Consider the following 17366-nt stretch of genomic DNA (forward strand, 5'->3'; position numbering starts at 1 on the left):
CGGCACCGTCCGGCCACCGGGTCCCTGTCGGCCAATTTAGATGTAACTTGCATTCATTAGGTTCTCTAACTTATTCTGTGCATAACGCATCGATCCAGTGGAGAGGGAGAGGTCCCATGCCGTCAGAGGCAGTACCGGGAGAGGATCCGTTCAACCAGGAGCCGGTCAGCATCCTGCGCCAGCCGAAGGCCGTCTGGGCCACGGCGGGCGCTTCCGTCGTCGCGTTCATGGGCATCGGCCTGGTGGACCCGATCCTGCCGTCCATCGCCAAGGGCCTGGACGCGACGCCGAGCCAGGTGTCGCTGCTCTTCACCTCGTACTTCCTGATCACCGCCGTCGCGATGCTGGTGACCGGCTTCGTCTCCAGCCGCATCGGCGGCCGTAAGACCTTGCTGGCCGGACTCGCGCTCGTGGTGGTCTTCGCGGCGCTCTCCGGCACCTCCTCGTCCGTCGCCGAACTGGTCGGCTTCCGGGCCGGCTGGGGACTGGGCAACGCGCTGTTCGTCTCGACCGCGCTCGCGGTGATCGTCGGCGCGGCGGCCGGCGGCAGCTCTGCGGCGATCCTGCTGTACGAGTCGGCGCTCGGGCTCGGCATGGCGTGCGGGCCGCTGCTCGGCGCCCTGCTCGGTGACGCCAGCTGGCGCTACCCGTTCTTCGGGACGGCCGCGCTGATGGCGATCGGCTTCGTCTGCATCACGGCGTTCCTGAAGGAGCAGCCGAGGCCCGCCCGCAAGACCTCGCTGCTCGACCCCGTCAAGGCCCTCGGCCACGGCGGGCTCGCCTCCGTCGCCGCCTCCGCGTTCTTCTACAACTACGCGTTCTTCACGATCCTGGCGTTCACCCCGTTCGTGCTGGACATGACGCCGTACAAGTCCGGTGCCGTCTTCTTCGCCTGGGGCCTGCTGCTCGCGGTGTTCTCGGTGCTCGTCGCGCCCCGGCTGCAGCAGCGGTTCGGATCGCTGAAGGTGCTCGGCGCCTCGCTCGTGCTGCTCGCCGCCGACCTGGTCGTCCTGGGCTACGGCAGCCACACCACGGCCATCGTCTGCACGATCGTGTCCGGCGCACTGATCGGCATGAACAACACCGTCTACACGGAGCTGGCCCTCGGCGTCTCGGACGCGCCGCGCCCGGTGGCGAGCGCGGGCTACAACTTCGTCCGCTGGTTCGCCGCCGCCGCGGCGCCCTACCTGGCCCCGAAGATCGAGGAGTGGAGCAACATCCACATCCCGTTCGTGGTCGCCGCCGCCGCCTCGGTCCTGGGCGCCGTCGTGGTCTGGGTACGGCGCTCCGCGCTCACCCACGAGGCGGAGGAGCTGGAGCCGAAGCACGCCACGGAGGACGGCGTCACGGTCTTCGCCAACTGACGCCGTCAGTCCAGATTCACGGATTGCCGCAGGGGGTCGCGCAGGTCGGTCCCCTGCGACAGCCATTTCTCCTGCAGTTCCTGCGCCCCCCGGACCCGCTTCCAGGCAGCCTCGTTGTGCGTCATCGGCAGCAGCGGCAGGAAGCGCACGGGCTCCAGCGTCCCGTCCAGCTCCAGGTCCTCGACCAGCCCCCCGCTCTCCGCGACCAGCACCGAGGTGAAGGGCGCGCCCGGCCACAGCGGCTCGCCGACGTCCAGCGACGCCCCCGGCGCCACGATCAGCCCCTCCACCTGCGGCGAGGCCGCGAGCACCGCGAGCTTGCGCAGCACCTGGTCGGTGTCGGCGAGCCCGCCCCGTACCGAGAGCACCAGTTCGGCACGGGGGCCCTTCAGCGGGTCGGCCACGACGGCGGTCGGGTCGGACATCGGCCGGTCGGACATGCCGAGCGTGGCGTACCGCACGATGTCCCCGTCGATGAACCGGAGCACCTCGATCCGGTCCGTCCCGAGAAACGTCACTGCCGCGCGCGCGTCCGGTTCGCCCAGGGCCGTCCGCAGACGCGCCTCGACCAGAGCAAGAATTTCTGCCATGCGGTGAGCATAGGTCGCGTATGGAACGGGCAAAGTAAGGGATTGGCCCTGTAACGGCTGCTAGCCTGGGGCGTCGGCCGGGACAGCACGCAGAAGCGTCGCTCTCAAGTCCCGGACTACGTCGTCCCTCACGGGGGACCGGCTGGAGGAGGTGGGGCTGCGGTGGATCCGAGTCGATCGTGCAGTACCAACCGCTCTTCCGCCGAACGCCTCTCCGCGTGATCTGACACCCGGTCGGGCCCACGGCATGTCGCATGACGGAAGAGCACGTCTTTTTGCCTGTCTGTAGCGAACGCCGTCATCGTGCCGCCGCGGTGCCGCCCGCTTTGCGGATGTGAGTCCACGTCCCCATTCCGGGCTGTTCCAGGCTCCCGACGACGGCCCTCCGTGAAGGAGCCAGCCATGTCGATGATCCGTGACCTGCGCGCCGTCGTGCGCCCCTCCCTGCGCAAGCCCGCCCCCCTGCACAACAGCTACGACACGACCCGCGACCCGTCCGCCTCCAGCGCGGTCGTCGACTGCGCGGTCTACCGCGACGGCCGCCGCCTCCCCGAGACGGAGGGCACCTGCCGCACCCCGCGCGAGGCGATGCTCCAGGTCCGTGAAGACGGCGGCTTCGCCTGGATCGGCCTGCACGAGCCGACCGAGGAGGAGTTCGCCGGCATCGCCCGGGAGTTCGGGCTGCACCCGCTGGCAGTGGAGGACGCGGTCCACGCCCACCAGCGCCCGAAGCTGGAGCGGTACGACGACACCCTGTTCACCGTCTTCAAGACCATCCACTACGTCGAGCACGCCGAACTGACCGCGACCAGCGAGGTCGTGGAGACCGGCGAGGTCATGTGCTTCACCGGCCGGGACTTCGTCATCACCGTCCGCCACGGCGGCCACGGCTCGCTGCGCGCCCTGCGCCAACGCCTGGAGGACGACCCCGGGCTGCTCGCCAAGGGCCCGTCAGCGGTGCTGCACTCCCTCGCGGACCACGTCGTCGACGGGTACATCGCGGTGGCGGGAGCCGTGCAGGACGACATCGACGAGGTGGAGATCGAGGTCTTCTCCACGCCGGACAAGGGCAGTTCGCGCGGGTCGGACGCCGGACGGATCTACCAGCTCAAGCGTGAGGTACTGGAGTTCAAGCGGGCCGTCTCCCCGCTGCTGCGCCCGATGCAGCTGCTGAGCGAGCGCCCTATGCGGCTGATCGACCCGGACATCCAGAAGTACTTCCGGGACGTCGCCGACCACCTGGTGCGCGTCCAGGAAGAGGTCATCGGCTTCGACGAGCTGCTGAACTCCATCCTCCAGGCCAACCTGGCGCAGGCGACCGTCGCACAGAACGAGGACATGCGCAAGATCACGTCCTGGGCGGCCATCGTGGCCGTACCGACGATGATCTGCGGGGTCTACGGCATGAACTTCAAGCACATGCCGGAGGTGGGCTGGACGTACGGCTATCCGACGGTGATGGGCTTCATCGGCGTGGTCTGCTTCTCCATCCACCGCATGCTCAAGCGCAACGGCTGGCTCTAAGCTCTGCCTCATGACTGCTGCTGACACTCTGCTCGGGACGGCCCTCGTCGAGGAGGCCACAAAGAAGTCGGGCCTCATCTGGGTGCGCGGCACCGGTCCGGCGCGGGCGCTGTGGCACGTGTGGCACGAGGGCGCCGCCCACCTCGTCGGCGACGGCCCCGGCGAGCAGCCGCTGCCCGCCGGGCTCACCGAGGGCGCCACCGCCGAGGTGACCGTCCGCAGCAAGGACAAGGGCGGCCGCCTCGTCGCCTGGTCGGCCGCGGTCGCCGTGCTCGCCCCGCGCTCCGAGGAGTGGGAGGCCGCCGTCGCCGAGCTGAAGGGCAAGCGGCTGAACGCGCCGGACGCGGAGCGGATGACGGACCGCTGGGCGCGCGAGTGCCGGGTCGTCCGGCTCACGCCCCTCGACGCGCGCACCGAACTGCCCGACACCTCCGGGGCGGCCGCGCCGCTGCCGACGACGGCGACGACCCGGCTGCCGGTCCCGGCGGGCCTGCCGCGCCTGCTCAAGCGCTCGCTGCGTAAGTAGAGGCGACCTAGGACGACGTCTTGGGAAGCTGCTTGCCGTAGTCGACGGTCTCGTCCTCGGCCGGGGCCTTCAGCGTGAAGTCCTTGCCCCAGTCGGCGAGCGTGATCACGCCTCCGCCGCCGGCCCGGGCGAAGCGCAGCGGATACGGCGTGCCCTCGAGCGACACGTCGAGCGCTCCGCCCGAGCCCTCGCCGCCCATGATGCGTACCGTGCGCACCCCGCCGGCCTCACCGCGGTCGCCCTTGGTGAGCTCGCCGTGCAGCGTGAGCATCCCGTCGAGCAGCACCTTCTTGTCGGTGAAGCCGCTGAGCTGCTTGTACGTGGGGTCGTCCTGGGGGACCTTGACGTACTTGTCCTCCAGCTTGTCCGCCGCGGCCGCCCCGCCCTTGCCGTCCCCGCCGTTCTCGTCGTGGCTCCAGAAGCCGGCGTCGGCCTTGAGGTACAGCTCGTCACCGATCCGCAGCAGCGTGAAGGCACTGTTCTTCGAGGTGACGGAGCCCGCGCCGCCCTTGTTCTTGAGCCGCATGTCGATCTTGTACGTGCCGCCCTTGCTGACCAGCGTCCCGGCGAGGCGCACAGCGTCCGCGGAGTCCACCGCGGCCTGCGCCTTCTTCTCGATCTCCGGCGCGGACAGCTTGCCCAGGCCGTTGGTCCCCTTGTCCGGGTCCTCGCCCCCGCACGCGGTGAGGGCCGCGGTCAGCCCCGCGCAGAGCACGAGGGCGAGGCACGCGGTCCGGCGGCGGGTACGGACGGCCGGGGCGGAAGAGGTCACAGGGCGCACTGCCTCTCGTCTCCATGGTGGGGGGTGGCAGACGGCAGCGTACCCGGGTGGCCTACGCCAATGGGCCCAGAGCCGTACGGACGGTCCGCCGGGGCGGTCCGCGAGGGTACGGGCTAGCCTGATCACGTCATAACAGTGCAATAACTGTCGGAAGCGGGCGGCCGGGCGCGGTCCGGAACCAACGAGGAGGCGCAGGGATGACACCCGTCACGCCCCGGGTCTTCGTCTCGCACCTGTCGGGTGTGCCCGTCTTCGACCCCAACGGCGACCAGGTGGGACGCGTGCGCGACCTGGTCGCGATGCTGCGCGTCGGAGGCCGTCCGCCCCGGCTGCTCGGCATGGTCGTCGAGGTGGTGAGCCGGCGGCGGATCTTCCTGCCGATGACCCGGGTGACGGGCGTGGAGTCGGGGCAGGTGATCACCACCGGTGTGGTCAACATGCGGCGCTTCGAACAGCGGCCCACCGAACGCCTGGTGCTCGGCGAGTTCCTCGACCGCCGGGTGCGCCTGGTGGAGACGGACGAGGAGGTCACCATCCTGGACGTGGCGATCCAGCAGCTGCCCGCCCGCCGGGACTGGGAGATCGACAAGTACTTCGTCCGCAAGGGCCGGGGCGGGGCGCTGCGCCGCAAGGGCGAGACGCTGACCGTCGAGTGGTCGGCGGTGAAGGGCTTCTCGCTGGAGGAGCACGGACAGGGCGCCGAGTCCCTGGTGGCGACCTTCGAGAAGCTGCGCCCCGCCGACGTAGCCAATGCCCTGCACCACCTGACCCCCAAGCGCCGGGCGGAGGTCGCGGCCGCGCTGGACGACGACCGGCTCGCCGACGTCCTGGAGGAGCTGCCCGAGGACGACCAGGTCGAGATCATCGGCAAGCTCCAGGAGGAGCGGGCGGCGGACGTCCTGGAGGCGATGGACCCGGACGACGCGGCCGACCTGCTCTCGGAGCTCCCCGAGGAGGACAAGGAGCGGCTGCTGACGCTGATGCGCCCCGGCGACGCGGCGGACGTGCGGCGGCTGATGTCGTACGAGGAGCGCACCGCGGGCGGCCTGATGACGACGGAGCCGGTCATTCTGCGCCCGGACGCCACGGTCGCCGACGCGCTCGCCCGGGTCCGCCAGTCGGACCTGTCCCCGGCGCTCGCCGCGCAGGTGTACGTGTGCCGCTCGCCGGACGAGACGCCGACGGGCAAGTACCTGGGCACGGTGCACTTCCAGCGGCTGCTGCGCGATCCGCCGTTCACTCTGGTCAGTTCGCTCCTGGACAGCGACCTGGTGCCGCTGCCGCCTGACACCCCGCTGTCGGTGGTGACCAGCTACCTTGCGGCGTACAACCTGGTCTCGGTGCCGGTGGTGGACGAGAGCGGCTCGCTGCTCGGCGCGGTGACCGTCGACGACGTGCTGGACCACCTGCTGCCGGAGGACTGGCGGGAGACCGACTTCCACGGCCGTGAGGGGGTGCTCCGTGACCGGTGACGACCGCGCCCGCGCGTCGAACGGCTCGACCGCGCTGACCCGCACGCCGCGCAACCGGCTCGACCAGCCGAAGGCGCCGCGCCGCAGGCTGCTGCCCGAGTACGACCCCGAGGCGTTCGGCCGGTTCTCGGAGCGCATCGCGCGCTTCCTGGGCACCGGCCGGTTCATCGTCTGGATGACGCTGATCATCATCGTGTGGGTGGCGTGGAACATCTTCGCCCCGCCGAACGTGCGGTTCGACGAGTACCCGTTCATCTTCCTGACCCTGATGCTCTCGCTCCAGGCCTCGTACGCGGCCCCGCTGATCCTGCTCGCGCAGAACCGGCAGGACGACCGGGACCGGGTCACGCACGAGCAGGACCGCAAGCAGAACGAGCGCTCCATCGCCGACACCGAGTACCTGACCAGGGAGATCGCGGCGCTCAGGATGGGGCTCGGCGAGGTCGCCACCCGGGACTGGATCCGCTCCGAACTGGAGGACCTGGTGAAGGACCTGGACGACCGCCGGGCGCTGTGGTCCGCCGAGAGTGACGAAGACCGCTGACGGGGCTACCCGCGCGTACGGCAAGGCGCCGTACCATCGTCCGTATGGCTACGGAAGACGCGGTGCTTGAGGCACTGGCGACAGTGAACGACCCCGAGATCCACCGTCCGATCACCGAGCTGGGCATGGTGAAATCGGTCGACATCGATCCTGACGGTGTGGTCGCTGTCACGGTGTACCTCACCGTCTCCGGCTGTCCGATGCGCGAGACGATCACCCGGAACGTGACCGACGCGGTGGCCCGCGTCGAGGGCGTGTCCCGGGTCGACGTCACCCTCGACGTCATGAGCGACGAGCAGCGCAAGGACCTCGCGGCGTCCCTGCGCGGCGGCACGGCGGAGCGCGAGGTGCCCTTCGCGAAGCCCGGCTCACTGACTCGGGTGTACGCGGTCGCCTCCGGCAAGGGCGGCGTCGGCAAGTCCTCGGTGACGGTGAACCTGGCCGCGGCGATGGCGGCGGACGGGCTCAAGGTCGGCGTCGTGGACGCGGACATCTACGGCCACAGCGTGCCCCGGATGCTCGGTGTGGACGGCCGGCCGACCCAGGTCGAGAACATGATCATGCCGCCGTCCTCGCACGGCGTGAAGGTCATCTCGATCGGGATGTTCACCCCGGGCAACGCCCCGGTGGTGTGGCGCGGCCCGATGCTGCACCGCGCGCTCCAGCAGTTCCTGGCCGACGTGTTCTGGGGGGACCTGGACGTCCTGCTGCTGGACCTGCCGCCGGGCACCGGTGACATCGCGATCTCGGTGGCGCAGCTGGTGCCGAACGCGGAGATCCTGGTCGTCACGACCCCGCAGCAGGCCGCCGCCGAGGTGGCCGAGCGGGCCGGCTCGATCGCCGTCCAGACCCACCAGAAGATCGTCGGCGTCGTCGAGAACATGTCGGGCATGCCGTGCCCGCACTGCGACGAGATGGTCGACGTCTTCGGCTCGGGCGGCGGCGCGAAGGTCGCCGAGGGGCTGACGAAGACGGTCGGCGCCGAGGTGCCGGTGCTGGGCGCGATCCCGATCGACGTACGGCTGCGCGAGGGCGGCGACGAGGGCAAGCCCGTCGTGCTGTCCGACCCCGACTCCCCCGCCGGCAAGGCGCTGCGCACGATCGCGGGCAAGCTGAGCGGCCGTCAGCGCGGCCTGTCGGGCATGTCGCTGGGCATCACCCCGCGCAACAAGTTCTGACCTCCGCACGGACACGGGGAAGGCCGGGACCCGAGGGTCCCGGCCTTCCCCGTCGCCGTATGCGTTACGCGTACGCCTCGATGTCCTTGACCACCGAGAAGCCCAGCCCGTACGCGCTCATCCCGCGCCCGTAGGCGCCGATGTGCACCCCGCCGGGGGCGGAGCCGGCCAGCACCCAGCCGAACTCGGACTCGCGGTAGTGGAAGGGCACCGGCACGCCGTCGACCGGCAGGGACAGCGCCGACCAGGCGGGGCCCTCCAGATCGTCGGCGAGCTCGAACGCCGTCTCGGTCTGCTGGTCCAGCCAGTCGTCGCGCAGGGTGTGGTCGAGCTGCGGCGGCCAGGTGCAGGACAGCAGCCCGGAACCGGCCAGCCAGGCCGCGGAGGAGACCGTCGTCGCCTCCAGCACCCCGGTGCCGTCACCGCTGCGCCGCACGGGGCTGCTGGCGACGGTGACCACGACCGCGAACCGCTGCTTGTCGGCCGCGGAGTCGCCCCGTACCACCGGTTCGTCGCCGTGGCCGATGGAACCGTGCTGCACCTCGCCGTCGGCGGCGGTGCCCAGCGGCATCAGCCGGCGCGGGCCGGTGAACGCCTCGTCCAGCGCGTACCAGGGGAACGGGGCCTTCAGGTAGCCGTCGACCACCATGAGCCGGGCCGCCGGGACCGCCTCCACCGTGTCCGGCGCGTCCTGTGCGCCCACCCGACTCGTCGTCTCCATCAGCCCGGCCGCCTCCTCGATCCGTAGGTCCGGAGCGGCCCGCCCCCCGCGGGCGTCTCACAACCGGACAGATGGAGAATAGCCATACCGCCCGGGCGACCCGGGATTGGCAGCCCTCAGGTGGCGTCCGCGTCGAACGGCGGCGGGGTGTCCTTCGGCGGCTGCTCGCCCTTCTTGAGCAGGTCGGGAGCACCCTTCGAGCCGTTCGCGGCGGTGACGGAGGCCCCGCCCGACACGCCGGTCTTCGCCTCCACGGACGCGGTGTCGCGCCCGTTCACCACGTCGGTGATCTCGGTGACTTCCTTGCGCAGGTCGAAGCTCTCGCGGATCTCCTTCAGCCCCAGGTCGTCGTTGCCGTCCATCAGCTGCTTGCGGACGAACGTCTTGGGGTTGAGGTCCTCGAACTCGAAGTCCTTGAACTCCGGGCCCAGCTCCGTGCGGATGTCCTCCTTGGCGCTCTCCGAGAACTCGCGGATCTTGCGAATGAACCGGGAGACGTCCTGGATGACCTTGGGCAGCTTGTCCGGGCCGAAGACGAGCACGCCGAGAACCGCGAGCGTCAGCAGTTCCAGTGCACCTATGTCGTTGAACACCTAGCGGCTCCTCGTATTCTCCGCGACCAGCTCGGATGAGGTCCGGACATCGAACACGGTACCCGGCGAATCCGTCCGGACGGTAGCTTCCCGTGGCCGTCAGGTGCCGGTTGCCGATCCCAGCGTCAAAGTAATGGACAGGTCTTTACCACCGCGGGTCACGGTCAGCTTCAGATCGTCCCCGGGCCGGTGCGAGCGGATCTTGACGATCAGCTCCTCGCCGCTGTGCACCCGCTTCCCGTCCACCTCGGTGATGACGTCGCCCGCCTCAATGCCGGCCTTGTCGGCGGGGCCGCCCGCCGTGACGGGCGAGGAGCCCACGGTGCTCCCGCCGACCTTGGCGCCGTCGCCGTTGTACTTCATGTCGAGCGTGACGCCGATCACGGGGTGGGTCGCCTTGCCGGTGTTGATCAGCTCCTCGGCGACGAGCTTGCCCTGGTTGATCGGGATGGCGAAGCCGAGGCCGATGGACCCGGCCTGCCCGCCCTCGCCGGCCGAGCCGCTGTCGGCGGCGCGGATGGCGCTGTTGATGCCGATGACGTGGGCGTCGGTGTCGACCAGCGGACCGCCGGAGTTGCCCGGGTTGATCGGGGCGTCGGTCTGGAGCGCGTTGACGTAGCTGACGTCGCTGCCGTCGCCCTTCTCGCCGCCCGCGGTGATCGGCCGGTCCTTGGCGCTGATGATGCCGGAGGTGACGGTGTTGGACAGGTCGAAGGGCGCGCCGATGGCCACGACCGGGTCGCCGACCTGCACGTTGTCGGAGTTGCCCAGCGGCAGCGGCTTCAGCCCGGAGACACCGCTGACCTTCACCACGGCCAGGTCGTAGCCGCTGTCCTTGCCGACGACCTCGGCGGTCGCGGTCTCGCCCCCGCTGAAGGTGATGGTGATGTCGCCGGAGGAACCGGCCGGGGCGACCACGTGGTTGTTGGTGAGGATGTGGCCCCGGTCGTCGAGGACGAAGCCCGTGCCGGTACCCGACTCGGTGTCGCCGCTGACGTGCAGGGTGACCACGCTGGGCAGGGCGCTCGCCGCGATACCGGCCACGCTGTCGGGGGCACGGCCGCCGCCGTCCCGCTCGTCCTGGGGCAGTTCGACGCTGGTGAGGCCGCCGTTGCGCTCTATGTACGCGCCTATCCCGCCACCGATGCCGCCCGCGACCAGGGCCAGCAGCAGGGCGCCGATGAGCATCGTGCCGCGCCGGTTCCTGCGCCGGCCGTCCGGGAGCGGGGGGCCGGGCTGCGTGACGAGCGGCTGGCGGGGCGCGCCCCACGGGTCGTAGCTCTGCCACTGCGGCGACGGCGGGTGCGCGTCCTGCGGCTGCGGCTGCGGAGCCCCCGGGGGCGGGAAGGCCTGGGTCGTGTGATCGTGCGGCACGGGCATCCCCGCGCCGTCCGTCCCCGCGTACGGCGGGGGTACGGGGGTGCCGTGCGCGGGCGTCGGCCGCTGTACGTGAGGAGCGGGCGCCCAGGGGCCGGGCCCGCCGTAGGGCGGGGTGCCGTACGGGTCCGGCTCGTGCAGCGGCTGGGGGGCGTCGGGGGCCGCGTCGCGGGGCACGTCGAGCACCGCGGGCGCCTCGGCTGCGCCGTGGGGGGCGGGGGCGTCGGGTGTCACGGCAGACCCGTCGGCGCCGGGCGTCACCGCTGGGTCGTGGGCATCGTGCGCACCTGGTGTCACGGCACAACCGTGGGCCTCGGGGGCCCCGGGCGTTGCCGGGGGGTCGGTCGGCATGGGCGCCTCAGCCGACACGGGCGCCTGGGCCGGCACAGCCGACTCCGCGGGCGCGGGCTCCGGGGCCTCGCCGGCCGTGACCGGCCCCGCTGCGGGCCGGCTCCACCACTTCGCCTTCGGCTCGGTCGGCTTCCCGTCGTCCATGTTCTCCCCGCAACTGCCGCAACCGGCCCTCCGCACGCCCCCGCAGGGGCGTCCCTCCCGAATTCCTGCCGGAATTCAACCAGGTTTGGGCCGGACCTGCGCAGCCCGTGCGGGGTGCCGGATCAGCGACGGGGGGCGATCGGCAGCCCGTGACCGGCGGAAGCCGGTTTCGCGGCGGCCGAGGTGGACGGCGGCGAGGACTTCGCGGGTGTGGGCGGGGCCGTGTCGAGTCCGCTGCCCAGGGTGCGGGCGAGCAGGGTCTCGGCCCCGCTCGGGCGTATCAGCGAGGACGCGCCGGAGCGGAGGGACAGGCCGTACGGATTCCCGGTGAGCCGGCCGGTGCCCAGCAGCGAGGGTGCCGGGGCGAGACCCGCCGACACCGTGTTCACCGCCAGGGAGACCGGGCTGTCCCCGCGGCCCGCCATGGCGCGGGTGCCCTGTCCCGGGCCGTTCCGCCGGCCGACCGCGGCGCCGCCGCCGGTACGGGTCTCGGAGCCGACCGGGGTCACGCTGTTGCCCGAGCCGGACGCCCGGTTGGGCCCGTCGGAGCCGGCGCTCGTCGGCAGGGCACCGCCGAGCGCGATGGCGGCCAGCGAGACGGCGCTGGCGGCCGCGAAGGCGAACCTGCGGCCCCGCCAGGGCGAGCGGTCGGCCTCGCGCCCCACCTCGTGGATGCGGAAGCCCGAACGGTCCGGAGCGGCGGGCAGTGCCGTCGCCCCGCCGTGGACGGTGGGGAGGTAGCCGAAGCCGTCGAGGGGGCCGGGGCCGGTGGTGAGGTCCGCCCGGCCGCCCGGAGGGCGCGTCCCGGGGAACAGTCCGTCACCGAACCGCCCGGAGCCGCCCATGGGTCTTTCCTGCCGGTCGTCGTCACCCCCGAGGGACCCGCCCGGAAGCCCCTGGAGGCGGGCCAGGAAGCCTTCGGAGGGAGAGGGAGGGGCAGCCGTCGCGAACACGCTCTTCAGGCGGCGCTGGGCGGCGGCCTCGGCCGCACACCTGGTACAGGTCGCGAGATGGGCGAGCACCCGGTCGCGGGCGTCGTGTTTGAGCTCGCCGTCGACGAGCGCGGCGAGGCGGTCCCCCAGGTGTTGTTCCGCGGGGGTCGGATCCGTTTGGCTCACGCCGTGCCGCCCTCCCCTGCCAGGAGGGCGCCCGCCAGCGAGCGCTGCTCGGCGCGCGCCTCGGGCGAGCGGTGCCGCAGCGCCTTGCGCAGGTGGGAACGCCCGCGGTGGATGCGGCTGCGCACCGTACCGAGCTTCACGCCGAGCGTCGCGGCGATCTCCTCGTACGAGAGGCCCTCGATGTCGCAGAGCACGACGGCGGCACGGAACTCGGGCGCGAGGGTGTCCAGCGCCTGCTGGACGTCCGCGTCGAAGTGGGTGTCGTTGAAGACCTGCTGGGGCGACGGCTCACGACTGGGCAGCCGCTCGGCGGCGTCGTCCCCGAGGGAGTCGAAGCGGATGCGCTGCTTGCGGCGGACCATGTCCAGGAAGAGGTTGGTCGTGATGCGGTGCAGCCAGCCCTCGAAAGTGCCGGGCGTGTAGGTCGACAGCGAACGGAAGACGCGGACGAAGACCTCCTGCGTGAGGTCCTCCGCGTCGTGCTGGTTTCCCGTCAGCCGGTAGGCGAGGCGGTAGACGCGGCCGCTGTGCGTGCTGACGATCTCTTCCCATGTGGGCGGGGTCCACGCCTGGGATTCCGCATCTGAGGCGAAGGTCGCGGTCGGTGCGGAGTCATTGGAAGAACGGTCAGCAATGTCGGTCACGGATTTCGGCTCACCCGATGACCTGAGAAGACGCCGGAGCACTCCTCCCCGATCCACAGGCTCAGCCGCACCTCCCCTATCGGCTCTGGTGGTGTCCAGTGGAGCCCCTACCATAACCACCTCGCCCGTTAGCTCCGGATAAGCCTTTTTCCTGCTGGGGCCGGGAATCTCCCCGGAGGCCCACCCGTGCCACGGACCCGTCGGCGGGCCTCGTCACCGGGCTTGTCCCCACCTTTGGACAACGCCCGGTCCCATCTGCGGGTTCCCGGGTCCAGCGGATACAGTCACCGTTGCGCCAACTAAGGGGACAGGAGAGGGTCATCACCGCCAACCGGCAGACGAGCTGGGCGTTCGCCGACGCCTTTGTCGCCGAGGACGAAGCACTGCGCTGGGCCCGGGACCGGGCCCGCGAGGCAGGGCTCCGCTCGGTGTCTCCAGGCACCGGCGCTGCGTTGCGCCTGCTCGCTGCCACCACGGACGCCAAGGCCGTGGCGGAGATCGGCACCGGCACCGGCGTGTCCGGCATCTATCTGCTGCACGGCATGCGGCCGGACGGGGTACTGACCACGGTCGACCCGGAGCCCGAGCGCCAGCAGTTCGCCCGTGAGGCCTTCCGGGCGGCCGGATTCGCGGCCAACCGGTCCCGCTTCATCCCCGGCCGCGCGCTCGACGTCCTCCCCCGGCTCGCCGACGGCGGCTACGACCTCGTGTTCTGCGACGGCGACCGGATGGAGAGCCTGGACGTCCTCGCTGAATCGTTGCGCCTGCTGCGACCTGGCGGTCTCGTCTGCTTCGAGGGCGTCTTCGCGGACGGCCGTACGGTCGACTCGGCGGCCCAGCCGGCGGAGGTGCTGCGGCTGCGGGAGCTGCTGCGCGCGGTCCGCGAGAGCCAGGAGCTCATGGCGACGCTGCTGCCGGTGGGCGACGGGCTGCTCTGCGCGGTGCGGCGCGGCTGAGGCGCTCGGACGCCGGCCCGGTTCCCGTACCGGCCCCGTTCCCCTGCCGGCCCATATCCGTACCGGCCCCGGACGCACCGCTGCCCCGGCACGGTAACCATGCCGGGGCAGCGGTGAAGTCGTGAGCGCCTCTGCTCAGCCGACGACCTGCTTGAGGGCGTCGCCGAGTGCATCGGCCTCGTCCGGCGTCAGCTCAACGACAAGCCGACCGCCGCCTTCGAGCGGAACTCGCATGACGATGCCCCGCCCCTCCTTTGTCACCTCGAGCGGGCCGTCGCCCGTCCGCGGCTTCATGGCCGCCATGCTCGTTCCCCTTCCTGAAACCAGCTCATCGCAACCGGCGGCCCCATGACAGGCGCTGCCTCACCGGCATCGAACACAGTGCTTCCACGTCATTATCCCGCATCACAGACCCCGATGACCAACATCGCTCTGCATCGCTTGGGCAACGCGCTCGCTCAAAACCACCCAATTCGGGGACCTCACTGGGATACTCCCGCCCCTGCGGCCCCTCCCCGGCACGGAAATGTTTGACGCAGGTCACATGTCCGCCTCCGGCGAAATCGGCCATGCTTGCGTGGACAGGACTGGCGAACGACACGCAAAGGGGACCTTTCATGGCCGATCACGACGACGCGGTGCTCTACGACATCAGCGACGGGCTCGCGACGATCACGATCAACCGCCCCGACGCGATGAACGCCATGAACACCGCCGCCAAGGTCGCGCTCCGCGACGCCCTGAGGTCGGCCGCAGCGGACACCGGGGTACGGGCGGTGCTGCTCACCGCGGCCGGCGGGCGCGCTTTCTGTGTGGGCCAGGACCTCAAGGAGCACCTGGGCAAGCTCGCCGAGGCCCAGGGGCAGGAGGGGGGCAACGCGCTGAGCACGGTGCAGGAGCACTACAACCCGATCGTGCGGGCGCTCACCGAGATGCCGAAGCCGGTCGTGGCCGGGATCAACGGCGCCGCCGCCGGTGCGGGCTTCGGCTTCGCGCTCGCCTGCGACTACCGGGTGGCCGCCGACACCGCTTCCTTCAACACCTCTTTCGCCGGGGTCGCGCTCACCGCCGACTCGGGCGTCTCCTGGACGCTGCCCCGGCTCATCGGCCAGAGCCGCGCCGCCGACCTGCTGCTCTTCCCGCGCTCCATCTCCGCGCGGGACGCGCATGAGCTGGGCATCGTCAACAAGCTGGTGCCCGCCGCCGACCTCGCCGACGAGGCCGCCGCCGTGGCCCGCACCCTGGCCGACGGGCCCACCGTGGCCTACGCGGCGCTCAAGGAGTCCCTGGCCTACGGAGCCGGGCACACCCTGGCCGAGGCCCTGGAGAAGGAGGACGAGCTCCAGACGAAGGCGGGCGCGTCCGAGGACCACGGGATCGCGGTGCGGGCCTTCCTCGCCAAGGAGAAGCCGAAGTACCTCGGGCGCTAGGCCCTAGACCGGGGTGGGGCGGGAGACGCAGTCCGCCAGGTGGTCGTCGACCAGGCCGCACGCCTGCATCAGGGCGTAGGCCGTGGTCGGTCCGATGAACCGCAGCCCCCGCTTCTTCAAGTCCTTCGACAGGGCCGTGGACTCGGGAGTGACCGCAGGTACGTCCCCGAGGGTCTTCGGGGCCGGACGGCCCAGCGGGTCGGGGGCGTACGACCAGATCAGCTCGTCCAGCTCACCGGCGTCCCAGCCGGCCAGCACCCGGGCGTTGGCCATGGTCGCGTCGACCTTCGCCCGGTTGCGGATGATGCCCTCGTCCGCCAGCAGCCGCTCCCGGTCCGCCTCCGTGAACTCCGCCACCGCCGGGATGCTGAACCCCGCGAAGGCGCTGCGGAAGCCCTCGCGACGGCGCAGGATCGTCAGCCAGGACAGCCCCGACTGGAACGCCTCCAGGCACAGCCGCTCGAACAGGGCGTCGTCGCCGTGGACCGGACGGCCCCACTCCGTGTCGTGGTACCAGAGGTAGTCCTCGGTGGACAGGCCCCACGGGCAGCGCAGTCCGCCGTCCGCCGCCGCCACGGCGTCGCCGCTCATCGGCCGGTCTCCTCGTCGTGGGCCCGCCCGGTCCCGTCGGCCGGTCCGCCGGTCTCATGCGGCGGCTGCCAGGGCCTGGGCGGCTCGTCATGGCCCTCCTTCAGCAGGTCGGGGCGCCCCGTCCTGGCCGCCTGCGCACCGGCGAGCGCCGCCTCCAGCTCCGCGATCCGCGCGTCCCGCTCGGCGAGCTCGGCACCGAGGCGGCTCAGCGCCTCGTCCACCTCGGGCATCCGGTAGCCCCGGGGGCCCACGGGCAGCCGCAGCGCGTCGACGTCCGCCCGGCCGACCGGGCGCGAGGCGGGCAGCGGGTCCGCCAGCACCTCGGGCGCCACGTCCTGCAGGACGGCGCTCCTGCCTCCACCGACCACCGCGAGGGTGACCGCGGCAACCACCACCACCATCGCCAGCAGCAAGAACCAGAACACGCGTATCTCCCCTGGAGCGGAATTCGTCCGGGTCCGATCGTGCCATGCGGCACTGACAGCTAGGGTCGGCTGTTGGCCTCGGCGGTATCCGCCCGGGCGGATTCACAGGAAGGGACACGGATGGCAAGCGGGGTGCTCCGGCTGGGGCGGCGCGAATTCGGGGCGCACGAACAGGTGATCATGGCGATCGTGAACCGCACTCCGGACTCCTTCTACGACCGGGGCGCCACCTTCCAGGACGAGCCAGCGCTCGCCCGGGTCGAGCGTGCCGTGGCCGACGGCGCGGCGATCATCGACATCGGCGGCGTCAAGGCCGGTCCCGGCGAGGAGGTCACCGCCGAGGAGGAGGCCCGCCGCACGGTCGGGTTCGTCGCCGAGGTGCGCCGCCGTCACCCGGACGTGGTGATCAGCGTCGACACCTGGCGCCACGAGGTCGGCGAGGCCGTCTGCGAGGCGGGGGCCGATGTGCTGAACGACGCCTGGGGCGGGGTGGACCCGAAACTGGCGGAGGTCGCCGCGCGGTACGGGGCGGGGCTGGTCTGCACCCACGCCGGCGGCGCCGAGCCGCGGACCCGGCCGCACCGGGTGGGGTACGAGGACGTGATGGCCGACATCCTGCGGGTGACCGTCGGGCTGGCCGAACGGGCGGTGTCCCTGGGGGTCAGGCCGGACGGGATCATGATCGACCCGGGTCACGACTTCGGGAAGAACACCCGGCACTCGCTGGAGGCGACGCGCCGGCTCGGCGAGATGGCGGAGACGGGGTGGCCGGTGCTGGTCTCGCTCTCCAACAAGGACTTCGTGGGCGAGACGCTGGACCGGCCGGTGAAGGAACGGCTGCTCGGGACGCTGGCGACGACGGCGGTCTCGGCGTGGCTGGGGGCGCGGGTGTACCGGGTACACGAGGTCGCCGAGACACGGGACGTCCTGGACATGGTGGCGTCCATCGCGGGGTGGCGGGCACCGGCGGTGGCGAGGCGCGGGCTGGCGTAGGGGGCGGGTGCTCTTCGCTCCTGTCGCCGCGGATGTGCGGCGAC

19 protein-coding genes are annotated in these 17366 nt (G+C 71.6%); 9 read left to right on the forward strand and 10 right to left on the reverse strand.

Annotation, left to right across the window (positions count from 1 at the left end):
- The first annotated feature begins 116 nt into the window (after nt 1–116).
- Nucleotides 117–1364 (forward strand): MFS transporter, encoded by a 1248-nt coding sequence (locus tag BLW14_RS10400; RefSeq protein ID WP_093706477.1) that lies wholly within the window; start codon nt 117–119, stop codon nt 1362–1364.
- Nucleotides 1365–1369: 5 nt separating this feature from the next.
- Here the strand turns inward: BLW14_RS10400 and BLW14_RS10405 are convergent, their stop codons facing one another.
- On the reverse strand, nt 1370–1954 hold the full coding sequence (locus BLW14_RS10405) for a suppressor of fused domain protein (protein ID WP_093706479.1): 585 nt from the start codon (nt 1952–1954) through the stop codon (nt 1370–1372).
- 402 nt (nt 1955–2356) lie between these two features.
- Between BLW14_RS10405 and BLW14_RS10410 the strand changes: the two genes are divergently transcribed.
- Complete coding sequence (locus BLW14_RS10410; RefSeq protein ID WP_093706481.1) at nt 2357–3478, forward strand: magnesium and cobalt transport protein CorA; 1122 nt, start codon at nt 2357–2359, stop codon at nt 3476–3478.
- 10 nt (nt 3479–3488) lie between these two features.
- On the forward strand, nt 3489–4004 hold the full coding sequence (locus BLW14_RS10415) for a hypothetical protein (RefSeq protein WP_093706483.1): 516 nt from the start codon (nt 3489–3491) through the stop codon (nt 4002–4004).
- Nucleotides 4005–4011: 7 nt separating this feature from the next.
- On the opposite strand, the gene BLW14_RS10420 is transcribed toward BLW14_RS10415, so the two are convergent.
- Nucleotides 4012–4776 (reverse strand): hypothetical protein, encoded by a 765-nt coding sequence (locus BLW14_RS10420; protein ID WP_093706485.1) that lies wholly within the window; start codon nt 4774–4776, stop codon nt 4012–4014.
- A gap of 206 nt (nt 4777–4982) precedes the next feature.
- On the opposite strand from BLW14_RS10420, the gene BLW14_RS10425 reads away from it, so the two are divergent.
- The 3 genes from BLW14_RS10425 to BLW14_RS10435 are packed head-to-tail and all read left to right on the forward strand — an operon-like array spanning nt 4983 to nt 7979.
- The gene (locus BLW14_RS10425) at nt 4983–6257 is read left to right on the forward strand and encodes a magnesium transporter MgtE N-terminal domain-containing protein (protein ID WP_093706487.1); all 1275 of its coding nucleotides are present in this window, start codon (nt 4983–4985) and stop codon (nt 6255–6257) included.
- The gene (locus BLW14_RS10430) at nt 6247–6801 is read left to right on the forward strand and encodes a DUF1003 domain-containing protein (RefSeq protein WP_093706489.1); all 555 of its coding nucleotides are present in this window, start codon (nt 6247–6249) and stop codon (nt 6799–6801) included. The genes BLW14_RS10425 and BLW14_RS10430 overlap by 11 nt, the downstream gene beginning before the upstream one ends.
- Nucleotides 6802–6845: 44 nt before the next feature.
- Complete coding sequence (locus BLW14_RS10435) at nt 6846–7979, forward strand: Mrp/NBP35 family ATP-binding protein (RefSeq protein WP_177153942.1); 1134 nt, start codon at nt 6846–6848, stop codon at nt 7977–7979.
- 64 nt (nt 7980–8043) lie between these two features.
- On the opposite strand, the gene BLW14_RS10440 is transcribed toward BLW14_RS10435, so the two are convergent.
- From BLW14_RS10440 to sigE, 5 genes are all read right to left on the reverse strand, one after another.
- The gene (locus BLW14_RS10440) at nt 8044–8700 is read right to left on the reverse strand and encodes a hypothetical protein (RefSeq protein ID WP_177153943.1); all 657 of its coding nucleotides are present in this window, start codon (nt 8698–8700) and stop codon (nt 8044–8046) included.
- A gap of 116 nt (nt 8701–8816) precedes the next feature.
- Complete coding sequence (locus BLW14_RS10445) at nt 8817–9293, reverse strand: sec-independent translocase (protein ID WP_093706493.1); 477 nt, start codon at nt 9291–9293, stop codon at nt 8817–8819.
- A gap of 99 nt (nt 9294–9392) precedes the next feature.
- Entirely contained in the window at nt 9393–11165 is a 1773-nt protein-coding gene (locus tag BLW14_RS10450) for a S1C family serine protease (RefSeq protein ID WP_177153944.1), read from the reverse strand.
- A 122-nt stretch (nt 11166–11287) separates the two neighbouring features.
- Nucleotides 11288–12283 carry an anti-sigma factor family protein gene (locus BLW14_RS10455; RefSeq protein WP_093706497.1) on the reverse strand — a complete coding sequence of 332 codons (996 nt, stop codon included), beginning with the start codon at nt 12281–12283 and terminating at the stop codon, nt 11288–11290.
- Nucleotides 12280–12927, reverse strand: coding sequence for an RNA polymerase sigma factor SigE (gene sigE, locus BLW14_RS10460; protein ID WP_018549837.1), 648 nt, complete (start codon nt 12925–12927; stop codon nt 12280–12282). Before sigE ends, BLW14_RS10455 begins: the two co-directional genes overlap by 4 nt.
- A 290-nt stretch (nt 12928–13217) precedes the next feature.
- Between sigE and BLW14_RS10465 the strand changes: the two genes are divergently transcribed.
- Nucleotides 13218–13883: an O-methyltransferase gene (locus BLW14_RS10465; RefSeq protein WP_093706499.1), complete on the forward strand. Its 666-nt coding sequence runs from the start codon at nt 13218–13220 to the stop codon at nt 13881–13883.
- 135 nt (nt 13884–14018) lie between these two features.
- On the opposite strand, the gene BLW14_RS10470 is transcribed toward BLW14_RS10465, so the two are convergent.
- Nucleotides 14019–14186 (reverse strand): DUF3117 domain-containing protein, encoded by a 168-nt coding sequence (locus BLW14_RS10470; RefSeq protein ID WP_018105485.1) that lies wholly within the window; start codon nt 14184–14186, stop codon nt 14019–14021.
- 314 nt (nt 14187–14500) lie between these two features.
- On the opposite strand from BLW14_RS10470, the gene BLW14_RS10475 reads away from it, so the two are divergent.
- On the forward strand, nt 14501–15313 hold the full coding sequence (locus BLW14_RS10475; RefSeq protein WP_093706501.1) for a 2-cyclohexenylcarbonyl CoA isomerase: 813 nt from the start codon (nt 14501–14503) through the stop codon (nt 15311–15313).
- Between the two features lie 3 nt (nt 15314–15316).
- On the opposite strand, the gene BLW14_RS10480 is transcribed toward BLW14_RS10475, so the two are convergent.
- Nucleotides 15317–15904, reverse strand: a complete 588-nt coding sequence (locus BLW14_RS10480; protein ID WP_093706503.1) for a DNA-3-methyladenine glycosylase I — start codon at nt 15902–15904, stop codon at nt 15317–15319.
- Nucleotides 15901–16329, reverse strand: a complete 429-nt coding sequence (locus BLW14_RS10485) for a hypothetical protein (RefSeq protein WP_093706505.1) — start codon at nt 16327–16329, stop codon at nt 15901–15903. Before BLW14_RS10485 ends, BLW14_RS10480 begins: the two co-directional genes overlap by 4 nt.
- Nucleotides 16330–16461: 132 nt before the next feature.
- On the opposite strand from BLW14_RS10485, the gene folP reads away from it, so the two are divergent.
- On the forward strand, nt 16462–17322 hold the full coding sequence (folP, locus tag BLW14_RS10490; protein ID WP_165946132.1) for a dihydropteroate synthase: 861 nt from the start codon (nt 16462–16464) through the stop codon (nt 17320–17322).
- Nucleotides 17323–17366: the final 44 nt, after the last annotated feature.

It is taken from the genome of Streptomyces sp. 2131.1 (assembly GCF_900105515.1).
Taxonomy (GTDB): Bacteria; Actinomycetota; Actinomycetes; order Streptomycetales; family Streptomycetaceae; genus Streptomyces; species Streptomyces drozdowiczii.

Excerpts from the sequence above, each read along its gene's own strand:
- BLW14_RS10400 (WP_093706477.1), top strand. The coding sequence starts at position 117 with ATGCCGTCAGAGGCAGTACCGGGAGAGGATCCGTTCAACCAGGAGCCG.
- BLW14_RS10405 (WP_093706479.1), bottom strand. The coding sequence starts at position 1,954 with ATGGCAGAAATTCTTGCTCTGGTCGAGGCGCGTCTGCGGACGGCCCTG.
- BLW14_RS10410 (WP_093706481.1), top strand. The coding sequence starts at position 2,357 with ATGTCGATGATCCGTGACCTGCGCGCCGTCGTGCGCCCCTCCCTGCGC.
- BLW14_RS10415 (WP_093706483.1), top strand. The coding sequence starts at position 3,489 with ATGACTGCTGCTGACACTCTGCTCGGGACGGCCCTCGTCGAGGAGGCC.
- BLW14_RS10425 (WP_093706487.1), top strand. The coding sequence starts at position 4,983 with ATGACACCCGTCACGCCCCGGGTCTTCGTCTCGCACCTGTCGGGTGTG.
- BLW14_RS10435 (WP_177153942.1), top strand. The coding sequence starts at position 6,846 with ATGGCTACGGAAGACGCGGTGCTTGAGGCACTGGCGACAGTGAACGAC.
- BLW14_RS10440 (WP_177153943.1), bottom strand. The coding sequence starts at position 8,700 with ATGGAGACGACGAGTCGGGTGGGCGCACAGGACGCGCCGGACACGGTG.
- BLW14_RS10450 (WP_177153944.1), bottom strand. The coding sequence starts at position 11,165 with ATGGACGACGGGAAGCCGACCGAGCCGAAGGCGAAGTGGTGGAGCCGG.
- BLW14_RS10470 (WP_018105485.1), bottom strand. The coding sequence starts at position 14,186 with ATGGCGGCCATGAAGCCGCGGACGGGCGACGGCCCGCTCGAGGTGACA.
- BLW14_RS10475 (WP_093706501.1), top strand. The coding sequence starts at position 14,501 with ATGGCCGATCACGACGACGCGGTGCTCTACGACATCAGCGACGGGCTC.
- BLW14_RS10480 (WP_093706503.1), bottom strand. The coding sequence starts at position 15,904 with ATGAGCGGCGACGCCGTGGCGGCGGCGGACGGCGGACTGCGCTGCCCG.